Genomic DNA, 19,930 nt, shown 5'->3' on the forward strand with positions numbered 1-19,930 from the left:
CTTGGTTGATAGACTTAAAAAATCAGTAACTAGGCATTTTAGGGTCTACCGGTACGTGATGTACCGAGAGACCTTGGTGGATTTTAGGGAGCATTTCTGGTCTTTCCTGGGTGCATTTGTCGGTATTGGGCTGATAGCCTTTATACAGTCGCTTCACTTTCCTCCTTTAGAAAATGTATTTTTAATTGGCTCCTTTGGAGCCTCTGCTGTTTTAGTGTATGGTGCTATCCAAAGTCCATTGGCGCAACCTCGGAACTTGGTGGGTGGACATGTGGTGTCGGCCATCGTAGGGGTGACCATTGCCAAACTATTGCCGGATGTGATCTGGTTGACAGCACCATTAGCAGTAGCCACTTCCATCGTAGCGATGCAATTCAGCAGGACCCTGCATCCTCCAGGTGGTGCGACCGCACTGATTGCTGTCAGTGGAGGCGCTAAAATCACGGAGTTGGGCTATTTATATGTATTGGCCCCGGTTTTATTGGGTGCTCTGATCTTGCTGCTAGTGGCCTTGATATTTAACAATATTACCAAGAAACGGCATTATCCGGTGCGATATTCTAGACTAAGGCGATCTAGGCGAAAGCAGTTGAAGCAAAGATTTGAAAGATTTAAGGCCAATATTTGAATATTGGTCTTTTTTATTTGCGATAATTGCACGTTTCTGCGTTTTTTATTTTGAATTTCAGAATAAACGGATAACTTTACGGCAATCTACCGAATATCCAATGAAGCACCTAACTATCCTAAATGGCTTGGCCATTTTTGCGCTTTCGCTTGGGAGTACATGTTATGTCCAGGCACAAAGTCCTTTAAAGATTGAGGAAGCAATCTTGAAGGACCAGAAAAACTTTTATTACGTTGATTTCAAGAAATATCCTAAATCATTGAACAATCTACCGATCGGTGTTTTTGATTCCGGTACGGGTGGTTTGACGGTGTTGGATGCCCTTGTGAATTTTGATGAGCATAATAATCAGTCGAGATCAAAAGAAAAGGATGGGTTACTCGATTTTAAGCAAGAGAATTTTATCTATCTAGCGGATCAGGCGAACATGCCTTATGGGAACTATCATGCTGCTCAAAAGGATGAGCTATTGATCGAGCATATCATCAAGGATTTCCAATTCTTGCTTTCCAATAAGTATTACCCGAACTATCAATCGGCAAAATTCAATAATGATAAGGAAAAGGTAAAAGCGATCGTGATTGCCTGCAATACGGCAACTGCCTATGGTTATAAGGATGCTGAGGCTTTTATGAAAAAAACGAACCTGGATATTCCGGTTATCGGAGTGATCAATGCTGCTGCCCGTGGGACATTGGCGCTCTTTGATAAGGAAGAATCGGGTTCTATAGCCGTTTTTGCCACGGTAGGGACCATTGCTTCTGGAGGATATGAGCGAACGTTGAGGGAACAGATCGCCAAATCGGGCCATACAGGGGATTTGCAAATCTTTAATCAAGGTGGGCATGGGGTTGCCGAGGCAGTGGATGAAGAGCCGGATTTCATTAAGACGAGTGCCAACGCACCTAGATCAGACTACCGAGGTCCATCACTGGATAACAAAGACTACAAGATAGACCGCACGCTGTTGGATATCTATAATTTTAATTTTGATAAGAACCAGATGCTTTGCGATAGCAAGGATACGGAGGATTGCACCATGATGCAGATCAATTCTTCGGAAAACTACATCCGTTACCATTTGGTGAGCTTACTGGAACAGATGCGTAAGACGGAAGGGGCAAAGCCATTGAAAGCAATGGTGTTGGGTTGTACGCATTATCCTTATCTGGTCAAGGAGATCAACCAGGTCTTAGGCGAGTTGAAGGAATACAAGGGTAATGATGGCGAATATAAGTACCGAGCATTGATCGATAATGAGGTGCATATCATTGATCCATCTGTCTTTGTGGCTCGTGAATTATATGAAGCGCTGGAAGAACAGGATTTGTTTAATTCCAAGGGAGATATGTTGAAGAATTCGGAGTTTTATATCTCTGTTCCAAATCAGGATAATAAATCGGTGCAGTTGGAAGGGGGAGAGGCCAGGTTTACCTATGACTATAAATATGGCAGGACGGAAAATGAGATCCAGGAATATGTGAAGGTGGTGCCTTTTGACCGAGGGAATATCTCGGATATGACCTTGGAAAGATTTAAGTCGGTTATTCCAAACACCTATCAGTTGATGCGTAACTTTTCAAATGGCAATAGCAAGATGAAAAGGCATGCTGAAGAGATCAGGATCAAGTAATAAAAAAATAAGCTCCAATTTGGAGCTTATTTTTTATTTTCTAGTATCTGTTTCTAGATTCTCTGTCTCTGCGTTTTCCGGAGAAATCACGGAAACCACCGCCTCCAGATCCACCTCTGTCGCCTCTATCGCTTCTGTCTCTACGTCCAGAACCACCGCGAGATCCTCTGTCACCACCTCTATCACCTCTATCTCTACGGTCGCCACCGAATCCTCCAGAACGACGTCTTCCGCCTCTGTCTGATGAAGGTCTGTCGCCAGAAACTTCGATTCTTACGTTTCTTCCGTTGAAGTCAACATCTTTAAATCCTTGGAATACACTGTCTACGTCAGCATCAAGTACTTCGAAGAAAGTGAATACACCTTTAAGGTCTATTTTACCAACTGATTTGCCTGAGATTTTACCTTTGTTACAGATGTAAGAAAGCATATCTCCACGGCTGAACTCATCCACAGAACCAAGGTTGATAAACAAACGTGTATAACCTTTAGATCCAGAGCGACGATCTCCTCTTTCACCTCTTTCACCACGCTCGCCTCTAGCATCACGTGCTTCCATGTTCAAGTCAGGAGCATCTTGGTAATAGTTCAGGAATCTGTTGAATTCCAAAGAAGCAAATCTTTTGATTACTTCCTCTTTAGAAAGATCTTGCAAACTTTCCATGATTTGAGGTAAGAAAGCTGTGATTTGGTCTTCATGTACCTCTACATTGTGTACTTTGTCCACAAGAGAGAACAATTGTTTTTCACATACTTCAGTACCCTGAGGAACTTGTTTGCGGATAAACTCTTTTCCGATAATCTTTTCGATATGACGGATTTTGCTCATTTCTTTCACATTGATCAATGAGATCGAAATACCAGTTTTACCGGCACGAGCAGTACGACCAGAACGGTGCGTATAGTTTTCAGTTTCGTCTGGTAAAGAATAGTTGATAACGTGTGTTACGTCATTAACGTCGATACCACGTGCTGCAACGTCAGTAGCAATCAATAATTGCAAGTTGCGCTCGCGATAGCGTTTCATTACCTTATCACGTTGCTGTTGCGAAAGATCACCGTGCAAGGAGTCGGCGTTGTAGCCGTCTTTGATCAATGCTTCAGCGATTTCTTGCGTTTCAATTTTAGTACGGCAGAATACGATACCAAAGATCTCTGGGTAATAATCGACAATACGTTTAAAAGCAGCGTATTTGTCTTTCGCCTTGATCATGAAGTATTGGTGCTCGATATTCTCGTTACCCGTATTCTTAGTACCTACAGTTAACTCTTTCGGGTCGTTCATGTAGTTTTGAGCGATACGGCGCACTTCTTTAGGCATGGTTGCGGAAAACAACCAAGTTTTTTTGTCGTCAGGAGTCTCAGAAAGGATATTGTTAATGTCCTCTTGGAATCCCATGTTCAACATCTCGTCAGCTTCGTCAAGCACCACATAGCGAACATTGGAGAAGTCAATGGCGTTACGGCCAATGATATCCAACATCCTACCAGGAGTTGCAACCACGATTTGTACACCACGACGAATCTGGCGTAATTGATCACCGATATTGGCACCGCCATAAACGGCAACCACATGTACGTTATCGATGTACTTGGCAAATTTTTCTAGGTCTCTTGCGATTTGCAAACATAGCTCACGCGTTGGACATAGAACCAATGCTTGAGGTTGTTTTGATGAAAAGTCTAGTTGTTCTAAAAGTGGAAGACCAAATGCCGCTGTCTTCCCTGTACCTGTTTGGGCTAATCCGACAAAATCGTCGTTACCAGTCAGTAATACAGGAATGGCTTTTTCCTGGATGGGAGAAGGTTTCTCGAAACCTAACTCAGTGATGGCATTAACAATCTCATGACGGATTCCCAGTTCTAAAAATGGGTTCATGAAATAAAATATACAATAGGCACTATTGCCTAAGGCGGTGCAAAGGTAAATACAATAATTGATAAATCCTAATTTTCAATAGTTTGTATGATAAAAAATGTGGTTTTCCCGATTTTCGGTTCCTGCAAATTAATGCAGCCCCCACAATTTCTTTACCTATCTATTAAACAAGCTTTTTTTCTTTAGGTTTTGGTTTATAAATCAATACTTATAAAAGAAAATTGAAGATTTTGCTCGATGTAGCAAAAAAGTGATAAAGGAACTGTTTTTAATTGTTTTGATATGATCAGTTTCTGCCAATAATTATTTTGTAAATGCTAGCGGAAAACGAATGATCGCAAGGAATAAGGATTAAATCATTGTAGTTTTTAATTTATTAGCGCCATTGATAATGAATTGATAATGAATTGGATTCTATTTTAATTTTTTTGTAGGTTTGATTCTTTAATTATTCATCTAAATTTATGTGGTATAAAAAATCTATTACAAAATTGATTTCTGAGGCTGAGCAGAGCGGCGAAGGAACCCTGAAACGGACCTTATCGAGTTCTGGTCTGATCGCTTTAGGAATTGGAGCCATTATTGGAGCTGGTCTATTCTCTCTGACAGGGATTGCTGCGGCTGACCATGCGGGTCCTGCGGTAATGATATCTTTTATTATTGCTGCGGTTGGTTGTGCATTCGCGGGGCTTTGTTATGCAGAGTTTGCTTCCATGATTCCTGTTGCTGGTAGTGCCTACACCTATTCTTATGCGACCATGGGTGAGTTTATGGCCTGGATAATCGGTTGGGACCTTGTACTTGAGTATGCTTTGGCTGCTGCAACAGTAGCGGTGAGCTGGTCGCAATATGTGAACGAGCTGTTCTTGCTGATGGGGATACATCTCCCCCAAGAGGTGCTGGCGGGTCCATTCGAAGGCGGGGTAATCAATTTGCCAGCCATCATCATCGTTTGTTTGCTATCGCTATTGCTAATGCGTGGAACGCAGGAGTCTTCCTTTGTCAATAACATCTTGGTTATTTTGAAGGTTGCTGTTGTGATCTTGTTTATCGTATTAGGATGGCAATTTATTGATCCTGCAAACCATACACCATTGATCCCTACCAATGAGGGTGAGGAAATGGTGAAATCGGGTCAAATGGGATTCTGGGAGTTCTGGAATAGTGATTATCGGGGACACTATGGCTGGACAGGGATTCTACAAGCTGCAGGGGTTGTATTCTTTGCATTTATTGGTTTTGACGCGGTAAGTACTGCGGCGCAAGAAGCGAAAAATCCTAAGAAAGGCATGCCTATCGGGATCATTGGTTCCTTGATCGTTTGTACTATATTATATGTATTGTTTGCTTATGTAATGACTGGTTTGGCTCCTTACACTGTGTTCAGTGGCGATGCAAAACCGGTAGCTACAGCATTTGAAAAAACTGGATATCATTTCTTGAATACTGCGATGATCGTGACGATCATTGCTGGGTATACTTCGGTAATCCTGGTGATGTTGCTTGGTCAAAGTCGTGTGTTCTATTCGATGAGTAAGGATGGTCTACTGCCTAAATTGTTCTCGGATCTTTCTAAACGTCAAACGCCTTGGAAAACTAACTTGATCTTTATGGTCTTTGTAAGTTTATTTGCAGGCTTTGTTCCGGTTTCGGATCTAGGACATATGGTAAGTATCGGAACCTTATTTGCCTTTACTTTGGTATGTATCGGTGTATTGGTGTTGCGTAAGACTAACCCGAAACTAGAGAGACCATTCAGGACGCCTTGGGTGCCTTTGATTCCAATCTTAGGTATCTTGGTATGTGTGCTGATGATGGCTGGTCTTCCTATTGAGAGCTGGGAGCGTTTGGGGATCTGGATGGCAATAGGTGTTGCCTTCTACTTCTTGTACGGACATAAACATTCCAAAATCAGGAAAGAAAAGGAAGCTGAGGCTTCTGGAACTTCTGAATAAGGATAATCATATTGACAAATGGGGGTAGGGCTTGGGCTTTCTACCCCTTTTTATTTTTACTTAATTATTTGCTGATGGAGAGCATAAAAGATGGGGATTATTGCCGAGTATTGGGCGGAACCCATAAAGGAAAATCGGGTAGGGTGAATGATTTGCATGTAAGCAAAACAGGGCATCAGACCATAACGGTAGAACAGAGTTCTGGAATCAGGTTTAAGACGCTTTTGATAAATGTGCAAAAGATAGAGCCAGAAGAAGAGTAAGTCTAGTTGGGACATTCTTAGCAGATACAATACTACCGTATCTAGAAAAAGATATAGGATAAATAAAAAGGACCTGCAATTGCAGGCCCTTTTTGGTTGTATGTTGTTTAGCTTAATGCAATTTTATGCCTAGAATAAGGTAAATTCAACACGTCTGTTCAACTGACGTCCTTCTGGAGTACTGTTGGTAGCGATAGGTTGGTTTGGACCATAACCTGTAGCTTCGATACGTGATGCATTTGCTCCTTTAGATACTAAGTAAGCTTTAACTGATTCTGCACGTTCTTTTGATAGACGTAAGTTCAATTGTAATGAACCGGTGTTATCGGTGTGACCAGCAAGTTTTAAGCTGAAGTTTTTCTCGATCAATAAAGCTGCAACTCTATTCAATGATTCGTAAGAAGTAGGACGGATGGTAGCTTTACTTAAGTCAAACTCAAGATTTTTGATCGCTTCATCAACCACTTTTCTGTCTTCTTCAGTAACTACGATTTTCTCAACAACTTTAGTTTCGTGTTTCACTTCTGGAAGTGGACATCCTGCTCCGTCAACTTTAGTTCCTGCAGGTGTATCTGGACATTTATCGAATTTGTTTGCAACACCGTCTCCATCGTTATCTTCTAGACCAGCGTTGATTTCGTCCATGTTGGATTGCAATTTTTCATTTGCAGCAACCAAAGCATCACGCTCAGCTTTTAACTCATCGTATCTAGCAGCCATAGTCGCTACAGGGTTTGAGTTGCCAAGGTAAGGTTTGTTTCCATCTCCTAATGCGATTTCTAGACCAGCGTGAGCATACGAGAACAGGTCGTTTTTGTATTGACCGCCACGGATACCATCAAAGTTCTGGTTAGCCCAGTTCAATTGGTAACCCAAGTCGATGTTGATTCCTTTCGCTACAGCGAATTTGAAACCTGCGTCAACTGGTACAAATAATTTTGTTGAAGATTCTGCAGTAGTTGAAGTTTCTCCTGTTTTTGTAGTTGTTTCGAAACTCAATGCACCTACACCGACAGCGAAGTACGGTTTGATGATGCTGTTAAAGAATCTCCAGTTGGTGTTCGCCATCGTGAACTCTCCAGATACAGCAGCTGACCAAGGCATTTTTGTTTCAAACTCAGAAATTGCTGCACCAGCCGTTTCGTTCACTCCACTAACTTTACCGCCCATGTATTGAGCTTTAATACCGAAAGAAGGAGAGATTTGGTTTTTTACATAAGCCGAATAACCTACGTTGTGGTTTAATTTATCGAATCCAGCTCTGTTGAAGCCGAAAATGTTGGATTGATTAAGGACCCCTGCGTTGATACCGATAGACCAAGTTCTGTATTGTGAAGTTGGACCTAAAGTAGTCGTGCCTTCAACAGTAGCCGTGTTGGTTTGTGCGAAAGTAGCAGAAGAGATTAAAACAGCAGCAGCTAATGCGCTAACTTTTTTAAAGTAAAGTGTTTTCATAATATTATATGCTTTTATGCCAATGGCATGGCAAATTTGTTGCCAAAACAACTTGTTTTGGCAACTCAGCCTAAAATATCATGATTTTGTAGTCGAAAACCTATATTTATGCCTTCAAAACCCTTGCGAAGAATGTCGGGATTTGAATGTTAAAGGCCATTTTCTTGATCACATTGGACTCTGTCAATTGTCTGAAGACACTTTTCTTGCTCTTGGTCAAAATCAAGATGTCCACCTGTTCATCCAATAGTACGGAAGTGATTGCTTGTGCAACAGTTTCTTTCTGGCGCATGAACAAGGTTTGTGGTTTGATAATATAAGAGATATCGGAGATGCCCAATTCGCTTTCGATTCTATTGATCCATTCCTTGAAGTCAGCATCAATATCTTTAATGGCTCTGTCGTTGGTATTTACATGGATCAATACCAATCTATAATCTGTTTTGAACAAGGGTGCAGCCTGTTGCAAAGCAGTAAGCTCAGCTTCTTTAAAATTGCATAGCAAGGCGATATTGTCTTTTTTATATTTAGTGCAGGTTTCTGGAACGGCCAATACCGGAGTAGTGGTGTTTAAAATGGTATCATAGGTATTGCTACCGATAAAAACAGCATCTAAGCCAGAAGCGCCTTGTGTACCCATGACAACGGCATCGTAAGGAGTTGCATTGGTTACCGCTTTGATTCCATCGTAAAGATTACCATCCTTAAATATGCTATTCAGCTTCACAGTAGGGAATTCTTGTTGATACTTTGCGATCGTATCTACCATGTTTTGTTCAGCTTCAGGAACACGAGGGTCGTTCAATGGAGTTTCTCCTTTCACATTGGCATAGGTATTCGAATGGGAAGAGAACACGTGGATCAAGTCGATTTCTTGTCCAGCTTGTTGAGCGACTTGACAAGCGTAATGGATTGCGTTGTCAGAATTCTCTGAAAAGTCAATAGGTATAAGTAGTTTGCTCATGCTGTATAGTTTTATTTATATTTTGTCGAAAAAAGCTGGTTTATTAAGTTCCAAAGCTAAGGCTTTGGAAACAGAACTTTTGAATAACCTTTCGAAGAATGTTTTTCTACTGGGTGTGATCAAGATGATCTGCGGGTTAACCTCGGAGATAACTTTGCTGACCACCTCCGGCACTGAATCTAATTCGATATCCTCTTTATTGATGGATTCTGCGATGGTGTTCACCTGTTCGATGGAGCCCATCTCACGGATATTAAATGCCCAAGAATCCAGATCGTCCTTAATGTTTTCGGATTTCTGGCTTTCTTTGAACACGTGGATCAAGGTCAAGTCATGTGGTACTCCTATAATTTCCTGAAATTCCTTTAAAGTATCCAATTCGGCCGCTTTAAAGTTAGTTAATAAAGAGACATGGTTTATCTCGAAATTGAAGGGCTGGTTCGGGATTACCACGACCGGGACTTCTGATTTTGAAGCGACAGCAACAGTGGTACTTCCATAGTAAATGGACTTCAACTGGCTTTCACCCGAAGCGCCCATTACGATCATGGCATATTTGCCGGATTGGGATAGTTCTGTCAATTTGTCGATGATCAAACCTCTGGAGCATTCAATGCTGATGTGCAATGTGGGGAATTTCCTGAGCAGCTGTGTCTGCAATTCTTGTATCTTCTGATCTGCCAAGAGGCCAGTGCCATTGGTTTCTTCAGAAGCATTTTCTCCTACTGAGCTAGAAGTGTAGCAATGTAATAGGTGGATGTTATGTTCTTTTTCCTTAGCGAGCTGGCAGGCATAATCTGCAGCAAACCCAGCATTTTCAGAAAAATCAGTAGGGACAATAATTGTCATCTTCATGAATTATTTTGTTGTGTGTTTTTACAGAGATAAATTTAGGAAAAATATGCGTCATATTAATAAAAATTGGCTTGATTGGCGAGTTTACTCATCAAATTTGAGTAAGTTTGCAGCTAAAATTAGACACGAATTAAATGACTAGTAGAGATATACGTCAAGCCTTTTTAGATTTTTTCAAAAGTAAAGGACATCAAATTGTTCCTTCAGCACCAGTAGTCGTGAAGAACGACCCTACATTGATGTTTACCAATGCGGGGATGAACCAATTCAAAGAATTATTTTTAGGAGAAGCTGTCGCCAAATTCCCAAGAGTGGCTGATACCCAGCGTTGTCTACGTGTTTCTGGAAAACATAATGACCTCGAAGAGGTAGGGATTGATACCTATCACCATACCCTTTTCGAGATGCTTGGTAACTGGTCTTTTGGAGATTACTTTAAGAAAGAAGCCATCGAATGGGCTTGGGAGTTATTGACTGACGTGTTGAAATTAGATAAAGACCGTCTTTATGTGACGATCTTTGAGGGGGATGTAACCGAAGGCTTGCAAAAAGATGAGGAAGCCTTTAACCTTTGGAAAGCATTGATTCCAGAAGATCGTATCCTATTAGGAAACAAGAAGGATAATTTCTGGGAAATGGGTGATACGGGGCCTTGTGGTCCTTGTTCCGAGATCCATTATGATATGCGTTCAGATGCAGAGCGTGCTCAGGTAAAAGGTCAGGACTTGGTGAACATGGATGATCCACAAGTGATCGAGATCTGGAACCTGGTATTTATGCAATTCAACAGGTTAAAAGATGGAAGCTTGGTCTCTTTACCGGCAAAGCATGTGGATACCGGAATGGGTTTCGAACGTTTGGTTCGTGCCATCCAAGGGAAGTCGTCCAACTACGATACAGATGTATTCCAACCTTTGATTCAATTTATTGCTACTAAATCAGGTATTGCTTATGGTACAGATGAGAAGACCGATATCGCAATGCGTGTCTTGTCAGACCATATCAGGGCGGTAAGTTTTGCTATCGCTGATGGGCAATTACCATCAAATAATAAGGCCGGTTATGTGATCCGTAGGATCTTGAGACGTGCCGTTCGCTATGCCTATACCTTCTTGCATTTCAAGAGTCCATTTATCCATGAGCTGGTTCCAGTATTGGCAGAGCAGTTTAAAGGGGTATTCGATGAATTGTACCAACAACAGGATTTTGTAGAAAAGGTAATCTTGGAAGAAGAGGTTTCTTTCTTAAGGACCTTGACGCAAGGGATCCAGCGTTTTGAAGCTTATTCTGCAGATCATGACGCGATTGATGGTGAATTTGCTTTTGAACTGTTCGATACCTTCGGGTTCCCAATTGACCTGACCGAATTATTGGCTAGGGAGAAGGGGATGACCGTGGATATGCATGGTTTCCAACAGGCATTATTGGCGCAAAAAGAAAGATCGAGAGCTGCTACAGCGATTGATACTGGCGACTGGGTTATTGTAAATGATGAGGCGGAGAGTGAATTTGTGGGCTATGATAACTTAACGGCAACCACCGAAATCCTAAAATATAGAAAGGTTTCTAGCAAAGGAAAAGATCAATTCCAATTGGTACTTGCTGAAACGCCATTCTATGCAGAAGGGGGAGGTCAGGTTGGCGATAAAGGCTATATCCGTTCATTAGAGAACAATGAAAAGGTTAGCATCTTAGATACCAAAAAAGAAAATGGACTTTTCATACATTTCGTAAACCAACTTCCATCTGTCTTGAGCGGCGAATTTGAAGCGGTTGTGGATATTAAGAAAAGAAAAGATACAGAAGCCAATCACTCTGCGACGCACTTATTGCATGCAGCATTGAAGCAAGTCTTGGGCGATCATGTGAACCAAAAAGGTTCGTTGGTTTCTCCAGATGTATTGCGTTTTGACTTCTCGCACTTCTCGAAGTTGACTTACGAGGAGATCAAACAGATTGAGGACATCGTGAATGCGAAGATCCGCCAAGATGTTCCTTTGAAGGAAGAAAGGAATGTTCCATTCCAAAAAGCGATCGATTCTGGGGTTACTGCTCTTTTCGGGGAGAAATATGGCGACCATGTCCGTGTGATCACTTTTGACGATTCCTATTCCAAGGAGTTGTGCGGTGGTACGCACGTTGCAGCAACAGGACAGATCGGTTTCTTCAAGATCCTTTCGGAATCTGCAGTTGCGGCTGGAGTAAGAAGGATTGAAGCGATTACTGGAACTCGTTCCGAGCAAGTGATCCGTGAACATTTTGAGTTGTTAGATAACCTAAAAGAGCTATTGAACAATCCTAAGGATTTTGTTTCAGCCTTGTCGAAAACTTTGGATGAGAACAACGCCTTGAAAAAGGAGATTGAGAACTACGTCAAAGAAAAGTCGCAAGGACTGAAAAATGATATCGAGAAGAAGTTGGAAAAAGTTGGGGACATCAATTATGTCGCTACCATCGTTGATCTGCCAAGTGTAGATGCGGTTAAAACTTTAGCTTATACCCTCAAAGGTGCGATCAATAATCTTTATGCCGTATTAGGAGCGGTGATTGATGGAAAACCAAGCATCACGGTTATGATTTCTGATGAACTGGCTAAAGAAAAAGGTCTGCATGCTGGTAATATCGTGCGCGATTTGGCTAAAGAAATCCAAGGTGGTGGCGGTGGCCAACCATTCTTTGCTACGGCAGGTGGTAAGGATGCAGCTGGATTAGAAAGAGCGATTTCAAGATCAAGAGAGTTTATTAAATAAGAAAAATGAAAAAGTTTGCAGTATATATTGGATTAGTGGGTTTGTTGTCCGCTGGGTTGTCTTCATGTTCAAATTCTGATACGATTCAGGTTGGCGGTGTGATCGAGAACCCAGGGAATGTGAAAGTAGTCAGCTTCTATGAAGGTGAGCAGAAATTAGATTCAACATTTATTGCGGATGGCAACCGTTTCAAGTTCGAAAGACCGGCTACCCAAGAAAGGCTATTGACCTTGGCTGTCGGGAATAACAGATATCCTATTATTCTGGAACCTGGAAAAGCAGTGGAATTCAATGTGAATTTGCAGAATCCAGAACAGTATGAAGTAAAGGGTTCGGAGCTGTCCCAGAAGTTGAAGGACTTCGCGGTGCAAAAGTCTAGGATTGATTTCGTTCGGGACTCCTTGCAACAGGCTTTTTCAAGTGCTACCAATAATTTAGATGCCAATGGCATCCAAAATCTACGTTCGGAAATGCTCATGAAATTTGAGCCTTTCTTTAAGAACTATATCGCAGAGGCGGTTTCATTTGCACAAAAGAACAATGACCTCGCTGGTTTTTATGTGATGAGTACCTTGGATCCAGAGATGGCCGAACCGGAGCTGATTGCTTATGCCGACCAAATCAAGGAAGAATTCCCAAACAATCGCTATGTAAATGAGTTCAAGACTGAGGTTGATAAGTTGAGAAAGCTGGCCGTAGGTCAGGCTGCACCGAATATCGTGGCCTATACACCGGATAATAAAACTGTAAAGCTTTCAGACTATAAAGGAAAATACGTGTTGGTGGACTTCTGGGCGTCTTGGTGTATGCCATGCCGTGAAGAGAACCCAAACATTGTGAAACAATATAATAACTTCAAAGACCATAATTTTACTGTTTTAGGCGTTTCTTTGGACAACAATCCAGGTTCTTGGATGCGTGCAATTCAAGATGATAACCTGACCTGGACTAATATTTCAGACCTTCAAGCATGGAGCTCTCCATTGATTATAGATTATTCCATTAAAGGCATACCTGCATCCTACCTTTTGGATGAGCAGGGCATCATCATTGCTAAGAATTTGAGGGGTAAGCAATTGGAAGATTTCTTAACGAAAACCTTAAAAAAATAAGAATCAATTGTTAAGTCTATTTTAAGGCTTAACAATTTCATAACTTTTGGGTAACTTTATTTTATAATTAAGTATATACCTTAGCAAAAAAACAGCTTATATGGCCAATAATCAAAAGATTCTTGTGGTTGATGACGAGTCCGACATTGTTGAACTCATTTCATACAATTTAACTAAGGAAGGTTACCAAGTATATACCGCTTCTAATGGGAAAGAAGCTATTAAAGTTGCCAAAGAGGTTTTTCCAGACCTAATCATCCTTGATGTCATGATGCCTGAGATGGACGGAATTGAAGCTTGTCGTTTGATGCGCTCCATGCCCGAGTTCAAACAGGTCTTTATGGTATTCCTAACAGCAAGAAGTGAAGAGTATTCCGAAATTGCTGGTTTCCATGTAGGTGCAGACGATTATATTGCCAAACCTATCAAACCTAGGGCTTTAATGAGCCGAATCAATGCGATCTTAAGAAGAAATACCACTGAGGTTATAGATGATCAGGTAACTGATAAACTGGAGATCTCCGATCTAGTGATCGATAGGGATTCTTTCTTGGTATTCCGTGGCGATGAGAAATTTGTACTGGCTAAAAAAGAATTTGAATTGCTATACCTATTGGCCTCCAAACCCAACAAGGTATTTACTCGGGAACAGATCCTGAAAGCCATCTGGGAAGACTCCGTGGTTGTTACCAATAGGACGATTGATGTGCATATCCGAAAGCTCCGAGAAAAGATTGGCGACAGCTATGTAACTACGGTCAAGGGAGTTGGCTACAAGTTTGAACTAGAATAAAGAAATTTTAATTACAAACCGGACCAGATTGGTTCGGTTTTTGTTTTTAAAAGCGCGCAATCGTTTGCACTAATATATTTTATATATTTACTCAAAATTTTAAAACTTAAATTAAAACGAGAAAAACATATGTGTGGAATTGTCGGTTACACCGGAACGCGCCAAGCTTATCCCATCGTGATAGACGGCTTAAAGAAATTAGAATACAGAGGCTACGATAGTGCTGGTATAGCGCTTCAACAAGGAGACTCCTTGAAAGTTTACAAAAAGGCAGGTAAAGTCGCTGCATTAGAGGAGTTTGTAGGTGATCAATCCACTGCTGGCACGACAGGAATTGGTCACACCCGCTGGGCAACCCACGGAGAGCCCTCAGACCGAAATGCTCACCCTCACGTTTCCAAATCAGGAAAACTCGCCATGATCCACAACGGAATCATCGAGAACTATGCCCAACTAAAGAACGAACTTACGAAAGAAGGATACGAATTTAAATCCGATACGGATTCCGAGGTCCTACTTAACTTCATTGAAGACATACAAGAAAAAAATGAATGTGGTCTTGAAGAGGCGATCCGTATTGCCCTAAAAAGGGTTACCGGTGCTTATGTTATCTTGTTGATCGCTGCTGATCAGCCGGATACCATTATCGCTGCACGTAAAGGAAGCCCATTAGTGATCGGGATTGGAAAGAATGAACATTTCTTAGGTTCTGATGCTTCCCCGATGTTGGCTTATACCAAAGAGGTGGTTTATATCAACGATTATGAGTTGGCTATCGTAAAGCCTGATGAATTGATCTTGAAAAACCTAGGTAATGAAATCATCACGCCATTTGTACAAAAGCTGGATCTAGAATTAGCAGCTATCGAAAAAGGTGGTTATGATCATTTCATGTTGAAGGAAATCTTTGAACAACCTACCACTATCGCGGATTCATTAAGAGGTCGTTTGATCTTGAATGAGCATAGAATTATCCTGAGTGGGGTAGATGCTATCCAAGATAAATTGGCGAATGCCCGCAGGATTATTATTGTGGCCTGTGGTACGAGTTGGCATGCTGGCTTGGTTGCAGAATATGTAATTGAGGAATTATGCCGCGTGAATGTGGAGGTGGAATACGCTTCGGAATTCAGATACCGCAATCCGGTAATCAGTTCTGATGATGTGATCATCGCGATTTCCCAAAGTGGTGAAACCGCTGATACCTTGGTTGCCCTTGAACGTGCTAAAGAGCAAGGCGCAACAATCTTTGGTATAGTGAATGTTGTAGGTTCTTCCATTGCGCGTATCTCCCATGCAGGTTGTTATACCCATGCAGGTCCTGAGATTGGCGTAGCGAGTACTAAAGCCTATACAGCGCAGCTTGCCGTGTTGATGTTGTTTGCCTTGAAGCTGGCAAAAGCGAGAGGAACCATCTCCGATGAACGCTTTGACGAGCTTTGCCAAGAGTTGCACGATGTTCCAGAGAAAGTACAATGGGTATTGGAAAATGAGGTTGATAATATCAAAGCGATCGCTTACAAATACAAAGATGCCCGCGATGTTCTTTATTTAGGTCGTGGCTATAATTTCCCAACTGCACTTGAAGGCGCATTAAAGTTGAAGGAGATTTCTTATATCCATGCCGAAGGCTATCCAGCTGCAGAAATGAAACATGGTCCTATTGCCTTGGTTGACGAGGAATTGCCAGTAGTTTTCATTGCCAGTAAGGATGCTTACCATGAGAAGATCGTAAGTAATATACAAGAAATTAAAGCAAGAAAAGGAATGGTAATCTCCGTAATGACAGAAGGAGATGAGGTGACTCCAACCATTTCAAATGATGTCATGGTTGTTCCAGAGGCTGATGAAGTTATTGCTCCTTTATTGACGGTTGTTCCATTGCAACTATTGTCGTACTATATCGGAGTGTACCGTGGTTTAGATGTAGATAAACCAAGGAACTTAGCTAAATCAGTAACTGTGGAATAATATCATGGGATATATAATAAAGATACCATTAAATCGGATCGGGTATGATTTCATACCCGTCGATTATCTACCAAAGGGAAAAGACGAATACTACCTTCGTTTTCAACAAAACAAATCCAACAAGAAATATAGAAACCTGACGGAGGAAGAGGTTCGCATCCTCGAGCTCAATCATAATGAATCTACCGATTGGAATGATGTACTCGTCACGGATAAATTTCTTCCGAAGCAGATCAAAAGGTCCAAATTCTTTGGCTTGGTGCGTATTGGCGATATGGAAGAGGTTTACCTGGAATATCGTGATATCCGCTTGCCGGTGGGAATCTACAACTCCCAGATTATTTCATGTGATCTAGGGGATTGTGTAGCCCTGCATCAGGTCCGTTATATTGCCCATTTCATCGTTGGGAACGAGGTTATCCTGCTCAATGTAAATGAAATGGAAACCAGTTCAAATGCTAAATTCGGTAATGGTATCCTGAAAGCGGGTGACCCTGACACAAGCCGGATCTTTCTTGAGCTATGTAATGAGAATGGCGGACGTTCGGTCCTTCCATTTGATGGCATGCAAGCCGCTGACGTATATCTATGGACTCGCAATCGACAGGATAAAGAATTACAGCAACGTTTCTTTGATATCACCAATGCGAAATTCAATGATATCAGAGGCTATTACAGTGAGATCGGCGATCGTACCGTAATCAAGAACTCCCATACCTTCAAAAACGTTAAGATTGGTTCTGATGCCTATATCAAGGGAATCAGTAAACTCAAAAACGTAACGATCAACTCCACTGCAGAAGCCTATACCCAAATCGGGGAGGGTTGTGAGCTGGTTAACGGGATTATTGGCTATGGCTGTAGGGTGTTCTACGGAGTGAAGGCAGTCCGTTTTATCCTATCTTCCTATTCGCAGTTGAAATATGGCGCCAGATTGATCAACTCTTTCTTGGGCGACAATTCTACCATCTCCTGTTGTGAGGTCCTTAATTCGCTTATTTTCCCTGCGCACGAGCAGCACCATAATAACTCCTTCCTATGTGCGGCCTTGATCAAAGGTCAGAGCAATATGGCAGCGGGTGCTACGGTTGGATCCAACCATAACTCAAGAGGTGCAGATGGAGAGATTATCGCAGGTCGTGGTTTTTGGCCAGGACTATGCGTAAGCTTAAAGCATAACTCCAAATTCGCTTCATATACCCTGATTGTAAAAGGTGATTTCTTACATGAACTGGATATCAAATTCCCGTTTTCGTTGGTGAGCAATGATGTCACCCATGATCGCTTGATTATCGTTCCGGGCTATTGGTTTATGTACAATATGTACGCGTTGATGCGTAATACCAATAAGTTCATCAGTCGTGATAAGCGTTCTTTCAAGAACCAGTATTTCGAATATGATATCTTGGCACCGGATACCGTCAATGAGATCTTTACAGGAATCAAGGAAATTGAGAACGCTGTAAGCAAATCCCTGAATACCGAAAATCCACTAGAATGGTTGAACAGTAAAGACAAAGCAGCCGAGGAAATCTTCTTGGACAATGCCGAGTTCTCTAAGCGCAAGGCGGTTCTATTGAAGCCAAAAGAAGCTTATCAATTATTCAAGAAGTTGGTTCGTTATTATGCGATCTGCCAGGTATTGGAGCATGTTGATCCAAAGGAATTCAAAGATAGCATCCAGACCTTGACCGAATCCGACTTGAAGCGGGAGGAATTTGAAAATGTGGGCAGCCAATTGGTTCCAGTAAGTAAATTGGACCAGCTCCTACAGGACTTGAAAGACAAGAAAATCAATTCTTGGGATGAGATGCATAGCAATTACCATCAATTGAGCGATAGCTATATCCTTGATAAATTAAAGCATAGCTTGGCTTCTTTACAAGAGGTTACCGAAACAGATACTGCCGACTGGAACGCTGATTTCTGGAGCCATCTCTTTGATGAGGCCTTGGAAACCAAGAAATGGATCTGTGATGAAATCTATAATTCCAGAAGCAAGGATTACATCAATCCTTTCCGCTTGATGGTCTATGAAAATGAAGAAGAGATGAATGAGGTGGTGGGCCGATTGGAAGACAATAGTTTTATCAATCAGCAAAGCGCTGAATTCGCAGGATTCCAAAAGAAAATCCAAGCATTTAAGGCTCAATTCTAGAGCTCCTTATAAAAAGGAAAAGGACCGAATGCATTTCGGTCCTTTTCCTTTTCTATTTTATTTTCTATAATTCTTTAATCTTAATGCTCCTAAAGGCAACGGCATCACCATGATCCTGCAAAAGGATATGTCCTTGTTCCGCCTCGCCAAATTTCTCCCAGTCTTTATATTTACTACCGGCTACCAATTTCCTGAAATCTTCCGAACCTCTCACAAAATCCAACATCTTGAAGCCATTTAGGTAATAAGTGACATGATTATCCGGCGTCACCACGATTCTGCCGCGGTTCCATTCCCCAATTGGTTTCCTAGGTCTTGGATTGCGATCCGAAGTGATCAGGTCATACAAGGAAGCCAAGGTACGATTGCCATCTTTTCCCAATTTTGCATCGGGATGCAATTCATCATCCAAGATCTGATATTCCGGACCGATGGCAGAACCTGCTGTTTTTTCGTCCAGGGTTACAAAGTATTTCACGCCTGAATTAGCTCCGGGAGTCAGTTTAAAATCAAAGGAAAGGTCAAAAGCCTTGTACTGTTTATCGGTCACGATGTCGCCACCATTGGTCGACTCCGCGCCATCCGATTTCTGCACTTCAATCAGGCCGTTTTCGATCTTCCAACCCTTTTCAGGAAATTTATCGCCACGGGCACTGTGCCAGCCTTGGCTATCCTTGCCATTGAACAGCAAGCTATATCCAGCGGCCTTTTCAGCTTCCGACAGATCATTAGCACGGGTATTCACCACATACACATCCTTAGGGAATTCTTGGGGCTTCAGGTCTTTGGTCTGAATGCGGATATTCTTAAAAAAAACCTTTTTGCCATCCAATGAATCTGGAATAGCATGTACCTGTAGGGCAATAAATCCAGCATCATCCAAGCTATCTACCACAAAAGCTGCTGGCACACCATTCACCCAAGTCCTGGTTTCATTGCCGATGGCCTCGATCCGGTAGTGGTTGAATTCATTTGGTTTATATGCTGTTTTCGCATTCGGGTTTAGGTCCAAGGGGTACAGCCATTCTCTACGGCCTTCGTCATAGATTCCCCCGGTCCATGCTCTAGCAGTTGGATCGATGTCCATTTGGCGACCATAGACCCTTCCAGCGCCGTTGTTGGCGGTTGAATCAAAATGGCTTCGGGTCTGAACACCCGAATTAGTGGTGCTTCCCTCCAGTTTGACATCCAGTTCCAATATAAAATCGCCATATTCCTTATCCGTTACCAAAAAGGAATTTGGCGTACCTTTCGTCATTACTCCAACGATCGCATCATCTTCAACGTGATAATCTGCCTTCCCAGCCAAAGGCTTCCAGCCGTTCAGGTCCTTGCCATTGAACAGGTTTTCCCATCCATCCGCACTTTTATTTGCTTGTTGGCAGGAAATTGTCAATGAACTCAGTAGAAGAAGGCCGAATGTGGATTTAAAAACAGATTTCAAATAGGTATTTCTCATCATAATATGTCTTTATTGTAACAGGTTTATGGATTAATGTCCAATAAGGTGACTG

General features: G+C 41.9%; 14 protein-coding genes. 9 read left to right on the top strand and 5 right to left on the bottom strand.

Going from position 1 to position 19,930, the window contains the following annotated elements; translation table 11 throughout:
* Position 1: 1 nt before the first annotated feature.
* Together ACK2WI_RS08970 and ACK2WI_RS08975 are read left to right on the top strand one after the other, a co-directional pair.
* Positions 2-628, top strand: coding sequence for an HPP family protein (locus ACK2WI_RS08970; protein WP_409150437.1), 627 nt, complete (start codon positions 2-4; stop codon positions 626-628).
* Positions 629-728: 100 nt separating this feature from the next.
* A complete protein-coding gene (locus tag ACK2WI_RS08975; protein ID WP_409150438.1) occupies positions 729-2,261 on the top strand; it encodes a glutamate racemase in 1,533 nt (510 codons plus the stop codon).
* Between the two features lie 40 nt (positions 2,262-2,301).
* On the opposite strand, the gene ACK2WI_RS08980 is transcribed toward ACK2WI_RS08975, so the two are convergent.
* Positions 2,302-4,140, bottom strand: coding sequence for a DEAD/DEAH box helicase (locus tag ACK2WI_RS08980; protein WP_093094896.1), 1,839 nt, complete (start codon positions 4,138-4,140; stop codon positions 2,302-2,304).
* Positions 4,141-4,604: 464 nt separating this feature from the next.
* Between ACK2WI_RS08980 and ACK2WI_RS08985 the strand changes: the two genes are divergently transcribed.
* Both ACK2WI_RS08985 and ACK2WI_RS08990 read left to right on the top strand, forming a co-directional pair.
* Positions 4,605-6,095, top strand: a complete 1,491-nt coding sequence (locus tag ACK2WI_RS08985) for an amino acid permease (RefSeq protein WP_313367934.1) — start codon at positions 4,605-4,607, stop codon at positions 6,093-6,095.
* A gap of 74 nt (positions 6,096-6,169) precedes the next feature.
* Positions 6,170-6,358 carry a KOW motif-containing protein gene (locus ACK2WI_RS08990; protein WP_409150440.1) on the top strand — a complete coding sequence of 63 codons (189 nt, stop codon included), beginning with the start codon at positions 6,170-6,172 and terminating at the stop codon, positions 6,356-6,358.
* Between the two features lie 129 nt (positions 6,359-6,487).
* On the opposite strand, the gene ACK2WI_RS08995 is transcribed toward ACK2WI_RS08990, so the two are convergent.
* The 3 genes from ACK2WI_RS08995 to ACK2WI_RS09005 form a co-directional block, all read right to left on the bottom strand.
* Positions 6,488-7,813, bottom strand: a complete 1,326-nt coding sequence (locus ACK2WI_RS08995; protein WP_093094900.1) for an OmpA family protein — start codon at positions 7,811-7,813, stop codon at positions 6,488-6,490.
* A gap of 106 nt (positions 7,814-7,919) precedes the next feature.
* Positions 7,920-8,777 (bottom strand): universal stress protein, encoded by an 858-nt coding sequence (locus ACK2WI_RS09000; RefSeq protein WP_409150441.1) that lies wholly within the window; start codon positions 8,775-8,777, stop codon positions 7,920-7,922.
* Between the two features lie 15 nt (positions 8,778-8,792).
* Positions 8,793-9,632 carry a universal stress protein gene (locus ACK2WI_RS09005; protein WP_312698088.1) on the bottom strand — a complete coding sequence of 280 codons (840 nt, stop codon included), beginning with the start codon at positions 9,630-9,632 and terminating at the stop codon, positions 8,793-8,795.
* Between the two features lie 134 nt (positions 9,633-9,766).
* Here ACK2WI_RS09005 and alaS point away from each other — a divergent pair, with 134 nt between their 5' ends.
* The 5 genes from alaS (at position 9,767) to ACK2WI_RS09030 (ending at position 18,416) form a co-directional block, all read left to right on the top strand.
* Positions 9,767-12,382: an alanine--tRNA ligase gene (alaS, locus tag ACK2WI_RS09010; RefSeq protein ID WP_409150442.1), complete on the top strand. Its 2,616-nt coding sequence runs from the start codon at positions 9,767-9,769 to the stop codon at positions 12,380-12,382.
* A gap of 5 nt (positions 12,383-12,387) precedes the next feature.
* A complete protein-coding gene (locus ACK2WI_RS09015) occupies positions 12,388-13,494 on the top strand; it encodes a redoxin domain-containing protein (RefSeq protein WP_409150443.1) in 1,107 nt (368 codons plus the stop codon).
* Positions 13,495-13,594: 100 nt separating this feature from the next.
* Positions 13,595-14,287 (top strand): response regulator transcription factor, encoded by a 693-nt coding sequence (locus tag ACK2WI_RS09020; RefSeq protein WP_093094910.1) that lies wholly within the window; start codon positions 13,595-13,597, stop codon positions 14,285-14,287.
* Between the two features lie 129 nt (positions 14,288-14,416).
* Positions 14,417-16,258, top strand: coding sequence for a glutamine--fructose-6-phosphate transaminase (isomerizing) (gene glmS, locus ACK2WI_RS09025; protein WP_312698084.1), 1,842 nt, complete (start codon positions 14,417-14,419; stop codon positions 16,256-16,258).
* Between the two features lie 4 nt (positions 16,259-16,262).
* Complete coding sequence (locus tag ACK2WI_RS09030) at positions 16,263-18,416, top strand: DUF4954 family protein (RefSeq protein ID WP_409150444.1); 2,154 nt, start codon at positions 16,263-16,265, stop codon at positions 18,414-18,416.
* Positions 18,417-18,480: 64 nt separating this feature from the next.
* Here the strand turns inward: ACK2WI_RS09030 and ACK2WI_RS09035 are convergent, their stop codons facing one another.
* Positions 18,481-19,875 (bottom strand): DUF1080 domain-containing protein, encoded by a 1,395-nt coding sequence (locus ACK2WI_RS09035; protein WP_409150679.1) that lies wholly within the window; start codon positions 19,873-19,875, stop codon positions 18,481-18,483.
* Between the last annotated feature and the right edge of the window lie 55 nt (positions 19,876-19,930).

It is taken from the genome of Sphingobacterium sp. BS-2, assembly GCF_046161205.1.
In the GTDB taxonomy this organism is placed as follows: domain Bacteria; phylum Bacteroidota; class Bacteroidia; order Sphingobacteriales; family Sphingobacteriaceae; genus Sphingobacterium; species Sphingobacterium mizutaii.

Bases quoted from the DNA above. Each gene is read 5' to 3' on its own strand.
- ACK2WI_RS08975 (WP_409150438.1), top strand. From the start codon at position 729: ATGAAGCACCTAACTATCCTAAATGGCTTGGCCATTTTTGCGCTTTCG.
- ACK2WI_RS08980 (WP_093094896.1), bottom strand. From the start codon at position 4,140: ATGAACCCATTTTTAGAACTGGGAATCCGTCATGAGATTGTTAATGCC.
- ACK2WI_RS08985 (WP_313367934.1), top strand. From the start codon at position 4,605: ATGTGGTATAAAAAATCTATTACAAAATTGATTTCTGAGGCTGAGCAG.
- ACK2WI_RS08990 (WP_409150440.1), top strand. From the start codon at position 6,170: ATGGAGAGCATAAAAGATGGGGATTATTGCCGAGTATTGGGCGGAACC.
- ACK2WI_RS08995 (WP_093094900.1), bottom strand. From the start codon at position 7,813: ATGAAAACACTTTACTTTAAAAAAGTTAGCGCATTAGCTGCTGCTGTT.
- ACK2WI_RS09000 (WP_409150441.1), bottom strand. From the start codon at position 8,777: ATGAGCAAACTACTTATACCTATTGACTTTTCAGAGAATTCTGACAAC.
- ACK2WI_RS09005 (WP_312698088.1), bottom strand. From the start codon at position 9,632: ATGAAGATGACAATTATTGTCCCTACTGATTTTTCTGAAAATGCTGGG.
- alaS (WP_409150442.1), top strand. From the start codon at position 9,767: ATGACTAGTAGAGATATACGTCAAGCCTTTTTAGATTTTTTCAAAAGT.
- ACK2WI_RS09015 (WP_409150443.1), top strand. From the start codon at position 12,388: ATGAAAAAGTTTGCAGTATATATTGGATTAGTGGGTTTGTTGTCCGCT.
- ACK2WI_RS09020 (WP_093094910.1), top strand. From the start codon at position 13,595: ATGGCCAATAATCAAAAGATTCTTGTGGTTGATGACGAGTCCGACATT.
- glmS (WP_312698084.1), top strand. From the start codon at position 14,417: ATGTGTGGAATTGTCGGTTACACCGGAACGCGCCAAGCTTATCCCATC.
- ACK2WI_RS09030 (WP_409150444.1), top strand. From the start codon at position 16,263: ATGGGATATATAATAAAGATACCATTAAATCGGATCGGGTATGATTTC.
- ACK2WI_RS09035 (WP_409150679.1), bottom strand. From the start codon at position 19,875: ATGAGAAATACCTATTTGAAATCTGTTTTTAAATCCACATTCGGCCTT.